At 71.6% G+C, this 16,051-nt stretch carries 17 protein-coding genes; 9 read left to right on the forward strand and 8 right to left on the reverse strand.

Annotation, left to right across the window (positions count from 1 at the left end; translation table 11 throughout):
• Positions 1-113 precede the first annotated feature (113 nt).
• Positions 114-1,040 carry a metallophosphoesterase gene (locus ACF1DX_RS14625; protein WP_030863212.1) on the reverse strand — a complete coding sequence of 309 codons (927 nt, stop codon included), beginning with the start codon at positions 1,038-1,040 and terminating at the stop codon, positions 114-116.
• 117 nt (positions 1,041-1,157) lie between these two features.
• On the opposite strand from ACF1DX_RS14625, the gene ACF1DX_RS14630 reads away from it, so the two are divergent.
• Entirely contained in the window at positions 1,158-1,622 is a 465-nt protein-coding gene (locus ACF1DX_RS14630; protein WP_391791519.1) for a GatB/YqeY domain-containing protein, read from the forward strand.
• A gap of 144 nt (positions 1,623-1,766) precedes the next feature.
• Here ACF1DX_RS14630 and ACF1DX_RS14635 read toward each other — a convergent pair whose 3' ends face one another.
• The gene (locus ACF1DX_RS14635) at positions 1,767-4,118 is read right to left on the reverse strand and encodes a transglycosylase domain-containing protein (protein ID WP_391791520.1); all 2,352 of its coding nucleotides are present in this window, start codon (positions 4,116-4,118) and stop codon (positions 1,767-1,769) included.
• Between the two features lie 431 nt (positions 4,119-4,549).
• Between ACF1DX_RS14635 and wblA the strand changes: the two genes are divergently transcribed.
• A complete protein-coding gene (wblA, locus tag ACF1DX_RS14640; protein ID WP_030863222.1) occupies positions 4,550-4,888 on the forward strand; it encodes a transcriptional regulator WblA in 339 nt (112 codons plus the stop codon).
• 70 nt (positions 4,889-4,958) lie between these two features.
• Here the strand turns inward: wblA and ACF1DX_RS14645 are convergent, their stop codons facing one another.
• On the reverse strand, positions 4,959-6,365 hold the full coding sequence (locus tag ACF1DX_RS14645) for an ArsA family ATPase (protein ID WP_391791521.1): 1,407 nt from the start codon (positions 6,363-6,365) through the stop codon (positions 4,959-4,961).
• A 145-nt stretch (positions 6,366-6,510) separates the two neighbouring features.
• A complete protein-coding gene (locus ACF1DX_RS14650) occupies positions 6,511-7,488 on the reverse strand; it encodes an ArsA family ATPase (RefSeq protein ID WP_391791522.1) in 978 nt (325 codons plus the stop codon).
• Positions 7,489-7,615: 127 nt separating this feature from the next.
• Here ACF1DX_RS14650 and ACF1DX_RS14655 point away from each other — a divergent pair, with 127 nt between their 5' ends.
• The 4 genes from ACF1DX_RS14655 (at position 7,616) to ACF1DX_RS14670 (ending at position 10,199) form a co-directional block, all read left to right on the forward strand.
• Positions 7,616-7,777, forward strand: coding sequence for a DUF4177 domain-containing protein (locus ACF1DX_RS14655; RefSeq protein WP_003975360.1), 162 nt, complete (start codon positions 7,616-7,618; stop codon positions 7,775-7,777).
• Entirely contained in the window at positions 7,774-8,241 is a 468-nt protein-coding gene (locus ACF1DX_RS14660) for a RidA family protein (protein ID WP_391791523.1), read from the forward strand. Before ACF1DX_RS14655 ends, ACF1DX_RS14660 begins: the two co-directional genes overlap by 4 nt.
• A 249-nt stretch (positions 8,242-8,490) precedes the next feature.
• Positions 8,491-9,372, forward strand: a complete 882-nt coding sequence (locus ACF1DX_RS14665) for an NUDIX hydrolase (RefSeq protein ID WP_391791524.1) — start codon at positions 8,491-8,493, stop codon at positions 9,370-9,372.
• On the forward strand, positions 9,369-10,199 hold the full coding sequence (locus ACF1DX_RS14670; RefSeq protein WP_391791525.1) for an MBL fold metallo-hydrolase: 831 nt from the start codon (positions 9,369-9,371) through the stop codon (positions 10,197-10,199). Before ACF1DX_RS14665 ends, ACF1DX_RS14670 begins: the two co-directional genes overlap by 4 nt.
• Before the next feature lie 63 nt (positions 10,200-10,262).
• Here the strand turns inward: ACF1DX_RS14670 and ACF1DX_RS14675 are convergent, their stop codons facing one another.
• Positions 10,263-10,937, reverse strand: a complete 675-nt coding sequence (locus ACF1DX_RS14675) for a Crp/Fnr family transcriptional regulator (RefSeq protein WP_030863242.1) — start codon at positions 10,935-10,937, stop codon at positions 10,263-10,265.
• Positions 10,938-11,272: 335 nt separating this feature from the next.
• Between ACF1DX_RS14675 and nth the strand changes: the two genes are divergently transcribed.
• From nth to ACF1DX_RS14690, 3 genes are all read left to right on the forward strand, one after another.
• Entirely contained in the window at positions 11,273-12,283 is a 1,011-nt protein-coding gene (gene nth / locus ACF1DX_RS14680; RefSeq protein ID WP_391791526.1) for an endonuclease III, read from the forward strand.
• 88 nt (positions 12,284-12,371) lie between these two features.
• On the forward strand, positions 12,372-13,067 hold the full coding sequence (locus ACF1DX_RS14685) for an NUDIX hydrolase (RefSeq protein ID WP_391791527.1): 696 nt from the start codon (positions 12,372-12,374) through the stop codon (positions 13,065-13,067).
• Between the two features lie 45 nt (positions 13,068-13,112).
• Complete coding sequence (locus tag ACF1DX_RS14690; RefSeq protein WP_391791528.1) at positions 13,113-14,312, forward strand: MarP family serine protease; 1,200 nt, start codon at positions 13,113-13,115, stop codon at positions 14,310-14,312.
• Between the two features lie 14 nt (positions 14,313-14,326).
• Here the strand turns inward: ACF1DX_RS14690 and ACF1DX_RS14695 are convergent, their stop codons facing one another.
• The 3 genes from ACF1DX_RS14695 to ACF1DX_RS14705 form a co-directional block, all read right to left on the reverse strand.
• Positions 14,327-14,509: a hypothetical protein gene (locus ACF1DX_RS14695; RefSeq protein WP_073936676.1), complete on the reverse strand. Its 183-nt coding sequence runs from the start codon at positions 14,507-14,509 to the stop codon at positions 14,327-14,329.
• Between the two features lie 105 nt (positions 14,510-14,614).
• Positions 14,615-15,565, reverse strand: a complete 951-nt coding sequence (locus ACF1DX_RS14700; RefSeq protein ID WP_391791529.1) for an alpha/beta fold hydrolase — start codon at positions 15,563-15,565, stop codon at positions 14,615-14,617.
• A complete protein-coding gene (locus ACF1DX_RS14705; protein WP_030863259.1) occupies positions 15,562-16,050 on the reverse strand; it encodes a phage holin family protein in 489 nt (162 codons plus the stop codon). Before ACF1DX_RS14705 ends, ACF1DX_RS14700 begins: the two co-directional genes overlap by 4 nt.
• Between the last annotated feature and the right edge of the window lies 1 nt (position 16,051).

Raw genomic sequence — 16,051 nt, forward strand, 5'->3', positions numbered from 1 at the left:
CTGAGTGGGGGTGTCAGCCCTGGCTGAGGCGGGTGGTGTCGGTTCCGGCCGGGACGAGGGGGTCCGGTCCCGGCCGGGGTGGGTGGTTCCCGTCCCGGCCGGGGCGGGTGGTCTCAGTCCCGGCCGACCAGGGTCAGCAGTGTCGCCTCCGGAGGGCAGGCGAAGCGGACCGGGGTGTAGCGGCTGGTGCCGCAGCCCGCGGAGACGTGGAGGTAGGACGTGCGGCCCTCGGACGTGTGCGTGGACAGGCCCTTCACGCGGTCCGTGTCCAGGTCGCAGTTGGTGACCAGGGCGCCGTAGAAGGGGATGCAGAGCTGGCCGCCGTGGGTGTGGCCGGCCAGGACCAGTGGGTAGCCGTCGGCCGTGAAGGCGTCCAGGGCCCGCAGGTACGGGGCGTGGACGACGCCCATCGAGAAGTCCGCCCCGTCCGAGGGGCCGCCCGAGACCTCCGCGTACCGGTCGCGCTTGATGTGCGGGTCGTCCAGGCCGGTCAGCTCGATCGACGTGCCCTCGATCTTCAGGGTGCCCCTGGTGTTCGTCAGGTTCAGCCAGCCGGCCGCGTCGAAGCCGTCCCGCAGGTCCTCCCACGGGTTGTGGATCACACCGGGCGGCCGGGCGTTGCCGTTCAGACCGTGGCGGCCCTGGACCTTCTCGACCAGGTAGCGGGCGGGGTTGCGCGGGGTGGGGCCGTAGTAGTCGTTGGAGCCGAAGACGTACGCGCCCGGGAACTCCATCAGGGGGCCGAGTGCGTCGAGGACCTCCGGCACGCCCTCGGGGTCGGACAGGTTGTCGCCCGTGTTGAGCACGAAGTCGGGGCGCAGGCCCGCCAGGGAGCGCAGCCAGCGCTGCTTCTTGCGCTGGCCGCCGACCATGTGGATGTCGGAGACCTGGAGCACGCGCAGGGGGCGCATCCCGGACGGGAGGACGGGGACGGTCACCCGTCGGAGGCGGAAGGAGCGGGCCTCGAAGCCCGCCGCGTACAGCAGGCCGGCGGCGCCGGCCGCCGTGATTCCCAGGGGGATTCCGTATCGCGCGCGCATGGGCCCATCGTGTCAGATCCGACGGGGTCCCTCCGAACGGCCCCGGGGAGCCCCCGGGGGAACAGGGGCCTTTAAATCAGGAGGCGTTCGTCGTCGCGCACCTGCGACAATCGAGCCATGACCACGCTCAAGTCGAAGCTGCAGGATGACCTCAACGCCGCGATCAAGGGGCGCGACGAGCTCCGCTCCTCGACGCTCCGGCTGACGCTCGCCGCGATCACCAAGGAGGAGGTCGCGGGCAAGGAGAAGCGCGAGCTCTCCGACGACGAGGTGCAGAAGGTGATCACCCGTGAGGCGAAGAAGCGCCGCGAGGCGGCGGAGGCCTTCGCGCAGGGTGGCCGCTCCGAGCAGGCCGAGCGGGAGAGGGCGGAGGGCGAGGTGCTGGCGCAGTACCTGCCCAAGCAGCTGTCCGACGAGGAGCTGAGCGCGATCGTCGCCCAGGCCGTCGAGGAGGCGAAGGCGGCGGGCGCGGAGGGGCCGCGGGCCATGGGCGCCGTGATGAAGATCGTGAACCCGAAGGTGGCCGGGCAGGCGGAGGGCGGCCGGGTCGCCGCCGCGGTGAAGAAGCTGCTGGCCGGCTGACCGACGGGACCCGCGCCGGGTGCGACGCGCGGTGCGCGGCCGGCCGAGTCCGCTTCCGTCGCATCGCGAGTAGGTCGTACGACGTCGGAAGGCCCCTTCCCCGACAGTGGGGAAGGGGCCTTCCGACGTGTCCGGCCGGGACCGTCAGTCGCGTCCCCCGGGGCCGTCGCCCACTCCCCGGATGAAGCCCTCCGGGATGGAGAACGTCGGGTCGGGCTCGGTACCGCCTGTGCCGCCCGTACCGCCTGTGCCTCCTGTACCGCCCGTGCCTCCTGTGGCGCCGCCGCCCCCGTTGGCGTTGCCGCCGCTGATCAGGCCGCCGATGAGACCGCCGTCGCCGTTGTTTCCGTCGTCGCCGCGGTCGCCGTCACCGTCGCCGTTGTCACCGTCACCATCACCGTTGCCGTCTCCGTCGCCGCGGTCCTGGGCGTCCGGGATGTGGACGAGGTTGAAGGACGGGGACTCCTTGCCCGACAGGGCGCCGGTCATGGCGTCCTTCCAGATGGGGCCCGGGACCGCGCCACCGAAGACGAGCGGGTGATACTGGCCGCCGATCGTGATGTTCTTCATCTCGACCTCCTGGCTCGCGCTGCCCACCCACACGGCGCCCGACATATTCGGCGTGTAGCCGACGAACCAGGCGTTCTTGCGCTCGTCCGTCGTACCCGTCTTACCGGCGTTGTCGCGGTCGCTGAGGCCGGCCTCCTGACCCGTACCGGAGTCGACCACGCCCTGCAGCAGGGTGTTCACCGTGTCCGCGGTCTTCTCGCTCATCGCGCGCGAGCACGTCGACTTCGGGACCTCGAGCGACTTCTGCTCGTTGGCGATCTTCTGGGTGATCGACTCGATGGCGATCGGCGTGCAGTACATGCCCCGGGAGGCGAAGGCGGCGTACGCGCTCGCCATCGTGAGGGGCGACAGACCGGTGGAACCGAGGGTCATCGAGGAGGGGACCTCGGGGATCTTCTTCCCGTTGCCCTGGACCACGCCGAGCTTGTCGGTCATGGTCACCACCGGGCACATCCCGATGTCCTCGATCATCTGCACGAAGTAGGTGTTGACCGACTTGGCCATCGCCTCCTTGAGCGCGTACGGGCCCACCTCGGACTCGTTCTCGTTCTCCAGCTTGTAGTCGGCGTCGTTCACCCAGGGCTTCTTGCAGCCGCGCACGGTCGACGGGTACGGCATCTCGAACGGGGCGGAGTAGGACTGCGTGGCCGACCTGCCCTCCTCCAGCGCGGCCGCCGCCACGAACGGCTTGAAGGTGGAGCCCGTCGGGAAGCCGAAGTTGGAGCCGCCCATGGCGTGGTCGACCGAGAAGTTGATCTCCGTCTCGTTCTTGCCGTAGCCGTACGGCTTCGACTGGCCCATCGCGACGATCTTGCCGGTGCCGGGCTCGACCAGCGTGGACGCCGCGGCGACCGAGTCCGACTGGTAGACGTGGTCCTTCAGCGACTGCTGCACCGACGCCTGCGCCTGCGGGTCGAGCGTCGTGCGGATGGTCAGGCCGCCCTGGTTCCAGATCTTCGCCCGGTCGGCCTTGGTCTTCCCGAAGACCGGGTCGCTCAGGAACACCTCGCGCACGTAGTCACAGAAGAAGGACGCGTCGTCGACCGCCGTGATGCAGCCGTTCTTCGGCTTGCTGACCTTCAGGCCCAGCGGGCTCCTCGCCGCCTCGTCGGCCTGCTCGCGGGAGACGGCACCGACCTGGGCCATCCGCGCGAGCACGGTGTTGCGCCGCTTCTTCGCCTCCGCCTCGTCGTTGACCGGGTCGTAGCGGCTCGGTGACTGGACGAGGCCGGCGAGGAGGGCGGACTCCTGGAGGTTCAGGTCCTTGGCGGACTTGGAGAAGTAGCGCCGGGCCGCGGCCTCGACGCCGTAGGCCTGCTGGCCGAAGAAGGTGATGTTCAGGTAGTTCTCGAGGATCTTCTTCTTGCCCAGCTCCTCCTCGACCTGGATCGCGTACTTCAGCTCGGCGATCTTGCGGCCGATGGTCTGCTGGGTGGCCTGCGCGACCTTCGTCGGGTCGTCGCCCGCCTCCTCGACGAAGACGTTCTTCACGTACTGCTGCGTGAGGGTGGAGGCGCCCTCGGAGACCTCGCCGCTGCGCGCGTTCTTGTTGAGCGCGCGCAGGACGCCCTTGAGGTCGATCGCGCCGTGCTCGTAGAAGCGCGAGTCCTCGATCGCGACGATCGCCTTCTGCAGGTACGGCGAGATGTCCTTGAGGTCGACCACCGTGCGGTCACGCGAGTAGACGGTGGCGATCTGGCCGCCGTCGGCGTCGAGGATGGTGGTGCGCTGGCTCAGCGGCGGCGTCTTGAGGTTGGCCGGGAGCTCGTCGAAGCTCTCCACCGATCCCTTGGCCGCCAGGCCGAGCGCACCCACCGCGGGCAGCGCGATGCCGGCCATGACGGCCCCCGCGAGGACACTGACACCGAGGAACTTGGCGGCCTGCTGTGCGGGAGACAGACCACCGCCCGAGCGCTTCTTTGGCATGGGAGCAGCCTACGTTCTCATTTGCCGGACAAGCGTATATGCCTTGGCCTAAGCTGCTCTCAACTGTCACAGCAGTGAGGCCACGTATCAATACGTCCGGCGACCCCGAATCGTTCCGGATCTTCTCGAAATTTTTTCGTACGCGTGTGCGCCGAGAGATGTTGAGCGCGTGTCCGGATCCGCCTCGTGTGTCATGCGGTGTCCGATGTGGCGCAACTGAACTGACCTGAAATGCCGGGTTCGTCGCGCATGTCGCCCCCTCACTCCCCCGGGTGATCTGCCGCTTACCCATAGTCCGTTCGGACCATTCAAGATTGGGCCCGCTGGGGGTGTTGCGCCGTGCCCACCTTCCGTAACGTCCTCAACTGGCGGCGGTGAATATGCCGCTGCCGCCGTGGGGGAGCCTCGATTCGGGAGAGGACGGCGCCGGTATGGGCTGGGTTACCGACTGGAGTGCGCAGGCCGCCTGCCGCACTACCGATCCGGATGAACTGTTCGTTCAGGGAGCAGCGCAGAACAGGGCCAAGGCGGTGTGCACCGGATGTCCGGTACGCACCGAATGCCTGGCCGATGCGCTCGACAACCGCGTCGAGTTCGGCGTATGGGGAGGCATGACGGAGCGTGAGCGCCGCGCACTGCTGCGCCGGCGGCCGACCGTGACCTCCTGGCGCAGGCTGCTGGAGACCGCGCGCTCGGAGTACGAGCGGGGGCCGGGCGTCGTACCGCTCAACGACGACGAGGTGTACGAGGACTACGCGGCGGTGAGCTGAGGGCCCTCGGGGGGTTCTCGGCCGCGCGCCGTCCGGATCCAGGTCGTTTCGGGTCCAGGTCGTTTCGGGTCTAGGTCGTTTCGGGCAGCTCCGGCCGGTGGGCCGCGAGCCGGTCACCGATGTCCCGCAGTCCCGCGAGGTCGTGCACGTCGCCGGGCAGCGCGGCCACCTCGGTCACCGCCACCTCGGGATGGAGCGCGGTGAAGCGGTCGCGTGTGCGCTGCTCGCGCGAGAGCAGCCGCATCCGCTCGGCGTGCAGCCTCAGCAGGCCCGCGGTGAGCCGGTCGACGGACCGGTCCGTGTCGGCTTCCGCATCCGTGCCCTTCGTGCTTGCGCCTTCGGTGTCGTCCGCGGTGGCGGGGGAGCCTGTACCAGGGACGTCCGAAGCCGGTGTCCCGGAAGCGGGGGATGAACCGGAGGGGTCTGAACTGCCATACGTTTCAGGAGAGTTACGAAGTCCAGCTTTCCCGTCCTCCTGATCCACAATGCGGGAGTCCTCAAGATTTTCCGCGGCGGCCAGCGCCCGCTCGGCCGACAGCCGGTCCGCGCCGCTGCCGTGCACCCGGTTGAGGACCAGCCCGGCCAGCGGCATCTCCTCCGCGGCCAGCCGCTCCACGAAGTACGCGGCCTCGCGCAGCGCGTCCCGCTCCGGGGCCGCCACCACCAGGAACGCCGTCCCGGGCGCCTGGAGCAGCTTGTACGTGGCGTCCGCGCGCGTACGGAACCCGCCGAACATCGAGTCCATCGCGGCCACGAACGTCTGCATGTCCTTCAGCAACTGGCCGCCGAGCACCTTGCCCAGGGCGCCGGTCATCATCGACATCCCGACGTTCAGGAACTTCATCCCCGCGCGGCCGCCGACCTTCGCCGGGGCCAGCAGGACGCGGATCAGCTTGCCGTCGAGGAAGGACCCGAGCCGCTTGGGGGCGTCCAGGAAGTCCAGCGCGGAACGGGAGGGCGGGGTGTCGACCACGATGAGGTCCCACTCGTCCCGGGACCGCAACTGGCCCAGCTTCTCCATCGCCATGTACTCCTGCGTGCCCGCGAAGCCCGCCGAGAGCGACTGGTAGAAGGGGTTGCCCAGGATCGCGGTGGCCCGGTCGGGGTCCGCGTGCCCCTCGACGATCTCGTCGAAGGTGCGCTTCATGTCGAGCATCATCGCGTGCAGTTCGCCGCCCGCGGAGTCGTCGATTCCCTTCACCCGGCGCGGGGTGTTGTCGAGCGAGTCGATGCCCATGGACTGGGCGAGGCGGCGGGCCGGGTCGATGGTGAGGACCACCACCTTGCGCCCCCGCTCGGCCGCGCGCAGACCGAGCGCCGCCGCGGTGGTCGTCTTGCCGACCCCGCCCGAACCGCAGCACACCACGATCCGGGTGGCGGGGTCCTCGATCAGCGGGTCGATGTCGAGGGTGCGGGTGGGGGAGAGGCGGTGGCCGGCCGGGTCCTGGGCCTGCGCCGGTTCCGGACGACGACTCATGACATCCCCTGCTTCCGGTGCTTCCGACTCGTGACGGGGTGGGTACGGCGGTGGCCGCGGTGGTGGTGACGGTGCGTGGCGGGGCCGGTACGACGGTGGTGACGGCGGCCCGTGCGGGGCCGGGACGTCCGGGCGCGGTGCCCGGTCATGACATGCCCTGCTCGCGCAGCTCCCTGGCCAGCCGGTACAGGCCGGCCAGGTCCATGCCCTCCGCGAGCAGCGGAAGCTCGTGCAACGGCACGTCGAGGTCCGCCAGCACGGCGCGCTGCTCGGTCTCCAGCGCGTACCGCTCGGCGTACTCCTCCGCCTGCGCGAGCAACGGGTCCACCAGCCGCTCGGCGTGTCCCCCGCGCCGCGCGCCACCGAGGCCGGCGGACGACAGCGCCCGCGCGATGGAGGAACGAGGGACCGCCGTCACGAGTTCCAGCCCGTCCCCGTCCAGCACCTCCGGCCGGACCATGTTCACCACGACCCGCCCCACCGGCAGCCGCGCGGCGCGCAGTTCCGCGATGCCGTCGGCGGTCTCCTGGACCGGCATCTCCTCCAGCAGCGTCACCAGGTGCACGGCCGTCTCCGGCGATTTCAGCACCCGCATGACCGCCTGCGCCTGATTGTGTATCGGGCCGATCCTGGCGAGTCCGGCGACCTCGTCGTTGACGTTGAGGAAGCGGGTGATGCGGCCGGTCGGCGGGGCGTCCATCACGACGTGGTCGTAGACGAACCGCCCGTGCTTGTCCTTGCGGCGCACCGCCTCGCACGCCTTGCCGGTGAGCAGGACGTCCCGCACACCGGGGGCGATGGTGGTGGCGAAGTCGATCGCGCCGAGCTTCTTGAGGGCCCGGCCGGCGCCGCCGAGCTTGTAGAACATCTGGAGGTAGTCCAGAAGGGCCAGTTCGGCGTCGATGGCGAGGGCGTACACCTCGCCGCCTCCCGGAGCCACGGCGATCTTCCGTTCCTCGTAGGGCAGCGCCTCCGTTTCGAAGAGTTGCGCGATTCCCTGGCGGCCCTCGACCTCGACGAGGAGCGTCCGCTTCCCCTCCGTGGCCAGGGCCAGCGCGAGGGCCGCGGCCACCGTGGTCTTGCCGGTTCCGCCCTTGCCACTGACGACCTGGAGCCTGCTCACGTCTTCGAGCCTAAAGGCTCGCCCCGCGCCCCGGCGGCTCCGGGTGGCGGTTCCCGGACGTCGCGCCCCGCGCGAGGGGGTGGGACGGGGGCCGCGTCCCGTGCGGGCGGCGGCTAGAGTCGGCCGCATGACCAAGTGGGAATACGCGACTGTGCCGCTGCTCGTCCACGCGACGAAGCAGATTCTGGACACCTGGGGCGAGGACGGCTGGGAGCTCGTCCAGGTCGTGCCCGGGCCGAACAACCCCGAGCAGCTGGTGGCCTACCTGAAGCGCGAGAAGCAGGCGTGAGCGCCGTCGAGGCGAAACTGGCCGAGCTGGGCCTGAGCCTGCCGGAGGTCGTCCCGCCGCTGGCCGCGTACCAGCCGGCCGTGCGGTCGGGGCGGTACGTCTTCACCGCCGGCCAGCTGCCCATGGTGGAGGGCAAGCTTCCGCTGACCGGGAAGGTCGGCGCGGAGGTCACCCCGGAGGAGGCGAAGGAGCTGGCGCGCACCTGCGCGCTGAACGCCCTCGCCGCGGTCAAGTCCGTCGCCGGGGACCTGGACCGGGTGGCGCGCGTGGTGAAGGTCGTCGGCTTCGTGGCCTCCGCCGCGGACTTCACCGGCCAGCCTGCCGTCCTCAACGGCGCGAGCGAGCTGCTCGGCGAGGTCCTCGGCGACAAGGGCGTCCACGCCCGCAGCGCGGTGGGCGTCGCGGTCCTGCCCCTGGACGCTCCGGTGGAGGTCGAGCTCCAGGTGGAACTCACGGAGGCGTAGCCCGCGCCCACGGAGGCGTGGCCCCCGGCCGGCCGCCGGGAGCGGACGACGGGTGGCTCCTTCCCGCGTCCCCGGCACGGCCGTACCGGCCGCCGAGGCGCACCGCGCGGGAGGTGCCGCCGCCTCCCCTCGGTGGCCGACGCCGGACGCCCTCCGCGCGACACCCGTCCCGCGTCCGTACGCCGCTCGATGGTCCCGCCGTACCCCTGGGCACTCGAACATCCGCCCGTCACGGGATAGCCTCCGGCCATGGTGAATGCGCAGGCCGGCGGGCAGTGGTACCCGCCCGAGTGGCCGGAGCGGATCCGCGCGCTGGCGGGCGGCGGCCTCACGCCGGTCGTGCCGAGGCGCGCGGCCACCGTCATGCTGCTCAAGGACACCGGTGACGGGCCCGCCGTGCACATGCTGCGCCGGCGTACGTCCATGGCGTTCGCGGGCGGCGCGTACGCCTATCCCGGCGGCGGCGTCGACCCGCGGGACGACGACCGGCACGTCCGCTGGGCGGGCCCCACGCGCGCGTGGTGGGCGGCCCGGCTCGGCGTCGACGAGGCGGGGGCCCAGGCGATCGTCTGCGCGGCCGTGCGGGAGACGTACGAGGAGGCCGGCGTCCTGCTCGCCGGGCCCACACCCGACACCGTGGTCGGCGACACGACCGGCGACGACTGGGAGGCGGACCGTGCCGCGCTCGTCGCGCGGGAGACGTCCTTCGCGGAGTTCCTGGACCGCCGCGGACTGGTCCTGCGCTCGGACCTGCTCGGCGCGTGGACGCGCTGGATCACCCCCGAGTTCGAGCCCCGCCGCTACGACACCTGGTTCTTCGTCGCCGCGCTCCCCGAGGGCCAGCGCACCCGCAACGCCTCCACGGAGGCCGACCGCACGGTGTGGATCACACCCCGCGCGGCGGCCGAGGGGTACGACCGGGGCGAGCTGCTGATGATGCCCCCGACCATCGCGACGCTGCGCCGGCTCACGGCGTACGGAACGGCCGCGGAGGTGCTCGACGCGGCGCCCGCGCGGGACCTCACGCCGGTGCTGGCCACCGCGCGCCTGGTGGAGGGCGAGATCGTGCTCTCCTGGCCGGGGCACGACGAGTTCACGAAGCACATCCCGACCGGGGGAGCCACCGCATGACGGACGCGAGTACCCTTCCGGGCCGGCCGCGGGGCGGTGCCCTCTCCGGCCCCGCCACCGCGCGGGCCGTCAACGTGCTGGCCCCCAACCCCTCCGCGATGACCCTGGACGGCACCAACACCTGGATCCTGTCGGAACCGGACTCCGACCTCGCCGTCGTGGTCGACCCCGGCCCGCTGGACGACGGACACCTGCGGCACGTCGTCGGCACCGCCGAGCAGGCCGGAAAGCGCGTCGCCCTCACCCTGCTGACGCACGGTCACCCCGACCACGCCGAGGGCGCCGCCCGCTTCGCCGGGCTGACCGGCACGAAGGTGCGGGCACTGGACCCGGCGCTGCGGCTCGGCGACGAGGGACTGGCCGCCGGGGACGTCATCACCGTCGGGGGCCTGGAGCTGAGGGTCGTACCGGCCCCCGGCCACACGGCCGACTCCCTGTGCTTCCACCTCCCGGCCGACCGGGCCGTCCTCACGGGTGACACCGTCCTGGGGCGCGGTACGACCGTCGTGGCCCACCCCGACGGCCGCCTCGGCGACTACCTGGACACGCTGCGCCGGCTCAGGTCGCTCACGGTCGACGACGGCGTCCACACGGTGCTGCCCGGCCACGGGCCCGTCCTGGAGGACGCACAGGGCGCCGTCGAGTTCTACCTCGCCCACCGCGCCCACCGCCTCGCCCAGGTCGAGACGGCCGTCGAGGACGGCCACCGCACCCCGTCCGAGGTCGTCGCCCACGTCTACGCCGACGTCGACCGCTCCCTGTGGCCGGCCGCGGAACTCTCGGTCCGCGCCCAACTGGAGTACCTGAGGGAACACGGCATCATCTAGCCCGCGGACACGGCGAGGCCCCGCTTCCCACGGGAAGCGGGGCCTGGATGCCGGATCCAGGAGTCAGCGGGAGCGCTTCGCGAGGCGTTCGACGTCCAGGAGGATCACCGCGCGGGCCTCCAGGCGGAGCCAGCCGCGCTGGGCGAAGTCCGCCAGGGCCTTGTTGACCGTCTCGCGGGACGCGCCGACCAGCTGGGCCAGCTCCTCCTGCGTGAGGTCGTGCACGACGTGGATGCCCTCCTCGGACTGCACGCCGAAGCGGCGGGAGAGGTCCAGCAGGGCGCGCGCGACACGGCCCGGGACGTCCGAGAAGACCAGGTCCGACATGGCGTCGTTGGTCTTGCGCAGCCGGCGCGCGACGGCCCGCAGCAGTGCCGTGGCCACCTCGGGGCGGGCGCTCAGCCAGGGCGTCAGGTCGCCGTGGCCCAGGGCGAGCAGCTTGACCTCGGTGAGCGCCGTGGCGGTCGCGGTGCGCGGACCGGGGTCGAACAGCGACAGCTCACCGATCAGCTCGCTCGGACCGACCACGGCGAGCATGTTCTCGCGGCCGTCGGGGGACGTGCGGTGCAGCTTGACCTTGCCCTCGGTGACCACGTACAGGCGGTCGCCGGGGTCGCCCTCGTGGAACAGGGAGTCGCCCCGTGCGAGGGTCACCTCACTCATGGAGGCGCGAAGCTCGGCGGCCTGCTCGTCGTCGAGCGCCGCGAAGAGCGGATTCCGCCGCAGAACGTCGTCCACGAGTTCTCTCCTTGTCGACCTGCTCAGGGGAGCTTGTTCCCCCACGTACCAGGGGACCGTGGTTCCCATTTTGCCGGACGGTCCAAACAGTGTGATCTGTCACAAGGATGCCGTACGGGCCGGTCGGGGTAAGCGGCAGGGGTCCGATTGGACGCCGATCTTCGGGGTCCGGGGCGGATGTCGGTGCCGGGCCGTAGGCTGGCCGGGTGTCCAATTCGCCGGTGAGAGCACAGGCCTAGGGAGCTGCGGGAGTGGGTGTACGTCGTGATTCCGCTGTGGGCGAACAGGGCTCCGATGGCGGTAGGGAGACGGCGGAAGCGACAAAGAGGGCGCCGTTGAAGAAGGAACCGACGACCCGCGCGAGCGGGACGGCCGAGGCGACCGGGGAGACGGACGCGCCGGTGAGGAAGACGGCGGCGAAGAAGGCGGCCGCGGCGAAGAAGGCGGCCGGGGCGAAGAGGACTGCCGCGGCCAAGAAGGCGCCCGTCGCCAAGAAGCCGCTCGTCGCCCCCGGGAAGGCGGCCGCCGCCGTGAAGGCCGCCCCGGCGAAGACCGTCGCCAAGCCGGCCGGGGAGGAGTCGCGCACCGCGCTGGTCCGCCGCGCGCGCCGGATCAACCGCGAGCTCGCCGAGGTGTTCCCGTACGCCCACCCGGAGCTGGACTTCGAGAACCCCTTCCAACTCGTCGTCGCCACCGTGCTGTCGGCCCAGACCACCGACCTGCGCGTCAACCAGACGACCCCCGCCCTCTTCGCGAAGTACCCCACCCCCGAGGACCTGGCCGCCGCCAACCCCGAGGAGGTGGAGGAGATCCTGCGCCCCACCGGCTTCTTCCGGGCCAAGACCAAGTCGGTCATAGGCCTGTCGAAGGTGCTCGCGGAGGACTTCGGAGGCGAGGTGCCCGGCCGGCTGGAGGACCTGGTCAGACTGCCCGGCGTCGGCCGCAAGACCGCCTTCGTGGTGCTCGGCAACGCGTTCGGCCGCCCGGGGATCACCGTGGACACCCACTTCCAGCGCCTGGTGCGCCGCTGGCGCTGGACCGAGGAGACCGACCCCGACAAGATCGAGGCGGCCGTCGGCGCGCTCTTCCCCAAGAGCGACTGGACCGACCTGTCCCACCACGTCATCTGGCACGGCCGCCGCATCTGCCACGCCCGCAAGCCCGCCTGCGGCGCCTGCCCCATCGCACCGCTCTGCCCGGCGTACGGCGAGGGCGAGACGGACCCGGAGAAGGCGAAGAAGCTGCTGAAGTACGAGAAGGGCGGCCTCCCGGGCCAGCGGCTGAAGCCCCCGCAGGCCTACCTGGACGCCGGCGGGAGGCCCGCGCCGCCGCTGGGGGCCGGATGACGGGGCCGTGCACGCGACGGCCGGCGGAACGATCTCGGGGCCGCCGGGCGTTGGACCCGTGGGACGCGGCCGGACGACGGGGGTGGCGATGACGCGGACGAGTGGTGCCCAGGGCGGCTCGGTGACGCTCAGCCGGGAAGGGCTGCCCTCCTGGCTGGACCCGGTGGCCCACGCGGCGGAGACGGTCAGACCGACCCAGCTGAGCCGCTTCCTGCCCCCCGAGAACGGCACGGGGCGCCAGTCCGCCGTCCTCATCCTCTTCGGCGACGGTGAGCGCGGCCCGGAGCTGCTGCTCATGGAGCGCGCCAGTTCACTGCGCTCGCACGCCGGACAGCCGTCCTTCCCCGGCGGCGCCCTCGACCCCGAGGACGGCGACCCGCAGGGCGACGGCCCGCTGCGGGCCGCCCTGCGCGAGGCCGAGGAGGAGACCGGGCTCGACCCGTCCGGCGTCCAGCTCTTCGGCGTACTGCCGAAGCTCTACATCCCGGTCAGCGGCTTCGTCGTCACACCCGTGCTCGGCTGGTGGCGCGTCCCCAGCCCGGTGGGGGTCGTCGACCCGAACGAGACCGCGCGGGTGTTCACCGTCCCGGTGGCGGATCTCATCCACCCGGACAACCGTGCGACCACGGTCCACCCCAGCGGCTACCAGGGTCCGGCGTTCCTGGTCGAATCGGCCCTCGTATGGGGCTTCACCGCCGGGGTCATCGACCGGTTGCTGCACTTCGCGGGGTGGGAGCGGCCCTGGGACCGGGACAGGCGGGTCCCGCTGGACCGGTGGTCATGACAGGGTGGGCGCCGTGCTGGGTCGGACGAGGCGAGGCGTGAAGCGGTGAACGTGCTGGACATCCTGTTGCTCCTCGCCGCCGTGTGGTTCGCGGTCGTCGGCTACCGCCAGGGCTTCGTCGTCGGCATCCTGTCGGTGATCGGCTTCCTGGGCGGCGGTCTCGCCGCCGTCTACACGCTGCCCGTCGTCTGGGACGCCCTGACGGACGACTCCGAGGTCGGCACGACGGCCGCCGTCGTCGCGGTCGTCGTCGTCATAGTCTGCGCCTCCGTCGGCCAGGCCCTGACCACCCACCTCGGCAACAAACTGCGCCGCTACATCACCTGGTCCCCGGCCCGGGCGCTGGACGCGACGGGCGGCGCCCTGGTCAACGTCGTCGCGATGCTCCTGGTCGCCTGGCTGATCGGCTCGGCCCTCGCCGGTACGACGCTGCCGACGCTCGGCAAGGAGGTCCGCGGCTCCAAGGTGCTGCTCGGGGTCTCCCGGGCGCTGCCCGGCGAGGCCGACACCTGGTTCGCCGACTTCTCCTCCGTCCTCGCGCAGAACGGCTTCCCGCAGGTCTTCAGCCCTTTCGCCAGCGAGCCGATCACCGACGTGCAGCCCCCGGACCCGGCCCTGGCGAGCAGTCCCGTCGCCCTGCGCGCGCAGCGCTCCATCGTCAAGGTGATGGGCACCGCCGTGAGCTGCGGCAAGGTCCTGGAGGGCACCGGCTTCGTCTTCGCCGAGCGCCGCGTCATGACCAACGCGCATGTCGTGGGCGGCGTCGACGAGCCGACCGTGCAGATAGGCGGCGAGGGCAGGAAGTACGACGCGACGGTCGTCCTCTACGACTGGAAGCGCGACATCGCCGTCCTCGACGTCCCCGATCTCAAGGCGCCCGCGCTGCGGTTCACCAGTGAGGACGCGAGCAGCGGCGACGGGGCGATCGTCGCCGGCTTCCCGGAGAACGGGGCGTACGACGTCCGCGCCGCGCGCCTGCGCGGCCGCATCACGGCCAACGGCGCCGACATCTACCACCGCGGTACGGTCCGCCGTGACGTGTACTCCCTGTATGCGACGGTCCGTCAGGGCAACTCCGGAGGCCCGCTGCTCACCCCCGAGGGGGAGGTCTACGGCGTGGTCTTCGCGAAGTCGCTCGACGACGCCGAGACGGGTTACGCGCTCACCGTGGACGAGATCCGGAAGGACATCGCCGCGGGCCGCACCGCGAACCAGCAGGTGGACAGCGACAGCTGCGCGCTGTGAGGTGAGAGCGGGGGTCAGCCGCGAGGGTGGCGCAGGCGGACGGAGACCCAACGCGCCCTGCGGCGGAGGATGCGCGGGATTCCCACCCTGAGGTCCGTACCTGCCATCTGTGGTGCACCGCCTCGCTGGTGAGAACCCATACCGCCCGCCGTGCGGCGGTCGCGGCTTGCGTCACTGTAGTCGTGCGTCCAGCCCATACCCGGACGTCTGCCCCCGCCCCAAGGTCGATAACCGCCTCGCGCGCCCTCAATTGGCCTATGCGCCGGGCAATTGGCCGACCGTCAGGCAAGCGCTCGATCCGGTCACCGATCGGGTTCGGGATCCTTCAGCCAATTGATCAGTTCGGTGGAGAAAGTGACCGGGTCCTCCTCGTGCGGGAAGTGCCCCAGTCCGTCGAACAGCCGCCAGCGGTACGGCGCTTCGACGTACTCACCGGATCCCGCGGCACTGCGCGTGCGGACCACCGGGTCCAGCGAGCCGTGCAGGTGCAGCGTCGGCACCCGCACCGGGCGCTTCATCCTGCGGTTGAACTGGATGCCGTCCGGGCGGGCCAGGGAGCGGACCATCCAGCGGTACGGCTCGATCGAGCAGTGCGCCGTGGACGGGATGCACATCGCCCGCCGGTAGTTCTCCAGCGCCTCCTCGTCGGGCAGGTGCGGCCCGGACCAGTTCCGGATGAGCTCGGCCACCAGCGCTCCGTCGTCCGCGGTGAGCCGGCGCTCCGGGATCCAGGGCCGTTGGAATCCCCAGATGTGGGACAGGGCGGCGGACTGCTTGGCGTCGGAGACCAGCGCCGAACGCCAGCGCCGCGGATGCGGCATGGAGGCGACCGCGAGCCGCCGTACGAGCTTGGGGCGCATCGCCGCGGCCGTCCAGGCCAGGTACCCGCCCAGGTCGTGCCCGACCAGCGCGGCGTCCGGCTCGCCGAGGGAGCGGATCACCCCGGTGATGTCCAGCGCGAGGTTGGCCGGGTCGTAGCCGCGCGGTGTGCGGTCGCTGCCGCCGACGCCCCGCAGGTCCATGGCGACGGCCCGGAAACCGGCGTCGGCGAGCGCCGTCAGCTGGTGCCGCCAGGTCCACCAGAACTGCGGGAAGCCGTGCAGCAGCAGCACCAGGGGGCCGTCGCCCAGCTCCGCGATGTGGAAGCGGGCGCCGTTGGCGGCGACGTCCCGGTGCGTCAGTCCGGTGCCGCCCGGGATGCCGAGGCGTACGACCGAAGCGGGCTGCGCCGGAGGTGTGGCGGGATCCGTCATGAAGACGAGCGTGCCACAGCCTCGATGGCCTGGGGGACCCGGTCCTCGGGCAGTTCGGGGCGCGGGTGCGGTTTGGCCTTCTGCAGCACGCCCGCCGTCTCCTTCATGGAGGCGGCGACCTTCTGCGGGCCCCGGCCCTTCTTCGCCTTCTTCGCGAAGACGACGCCGATCAGCGCGAGGAACAGCGCGATCAGCACGTTCGCCGCGAAGGAGAGCAGGAAGCAGACCGCGAGGTTCCAGCCGCTCCAGGTGCGGATGCCGTAGGCGAGCGCGAAGTTCAGCATCGGCAGGGAGAACACGAGCAGCACACCGGCCGCCATGAACGCGCCGCCACTGGTCGCGCCCCGCTTGACGTCCTGCTTGAGCTGCGCCTTCGCCAGCGCGATCTCGTCGTGCACCAGCGCCGACATGTCGGCCGTCGCCGAGGCGAACAGCTGGCCGATGCTGCGTTCGGCGCCGACCGGGCTGCCGTCGGGTGCGCTCATC

The organism is Streptomyces sp. NPDC014676 (genome assembly GCF_043084105.1).
In the GTDB taxonomy this organism is placed as follows: Bacteria; Actinomycetota; Actinomycetes; order Streptomycetales; family Streptomycetaceae; genus Streptomyces.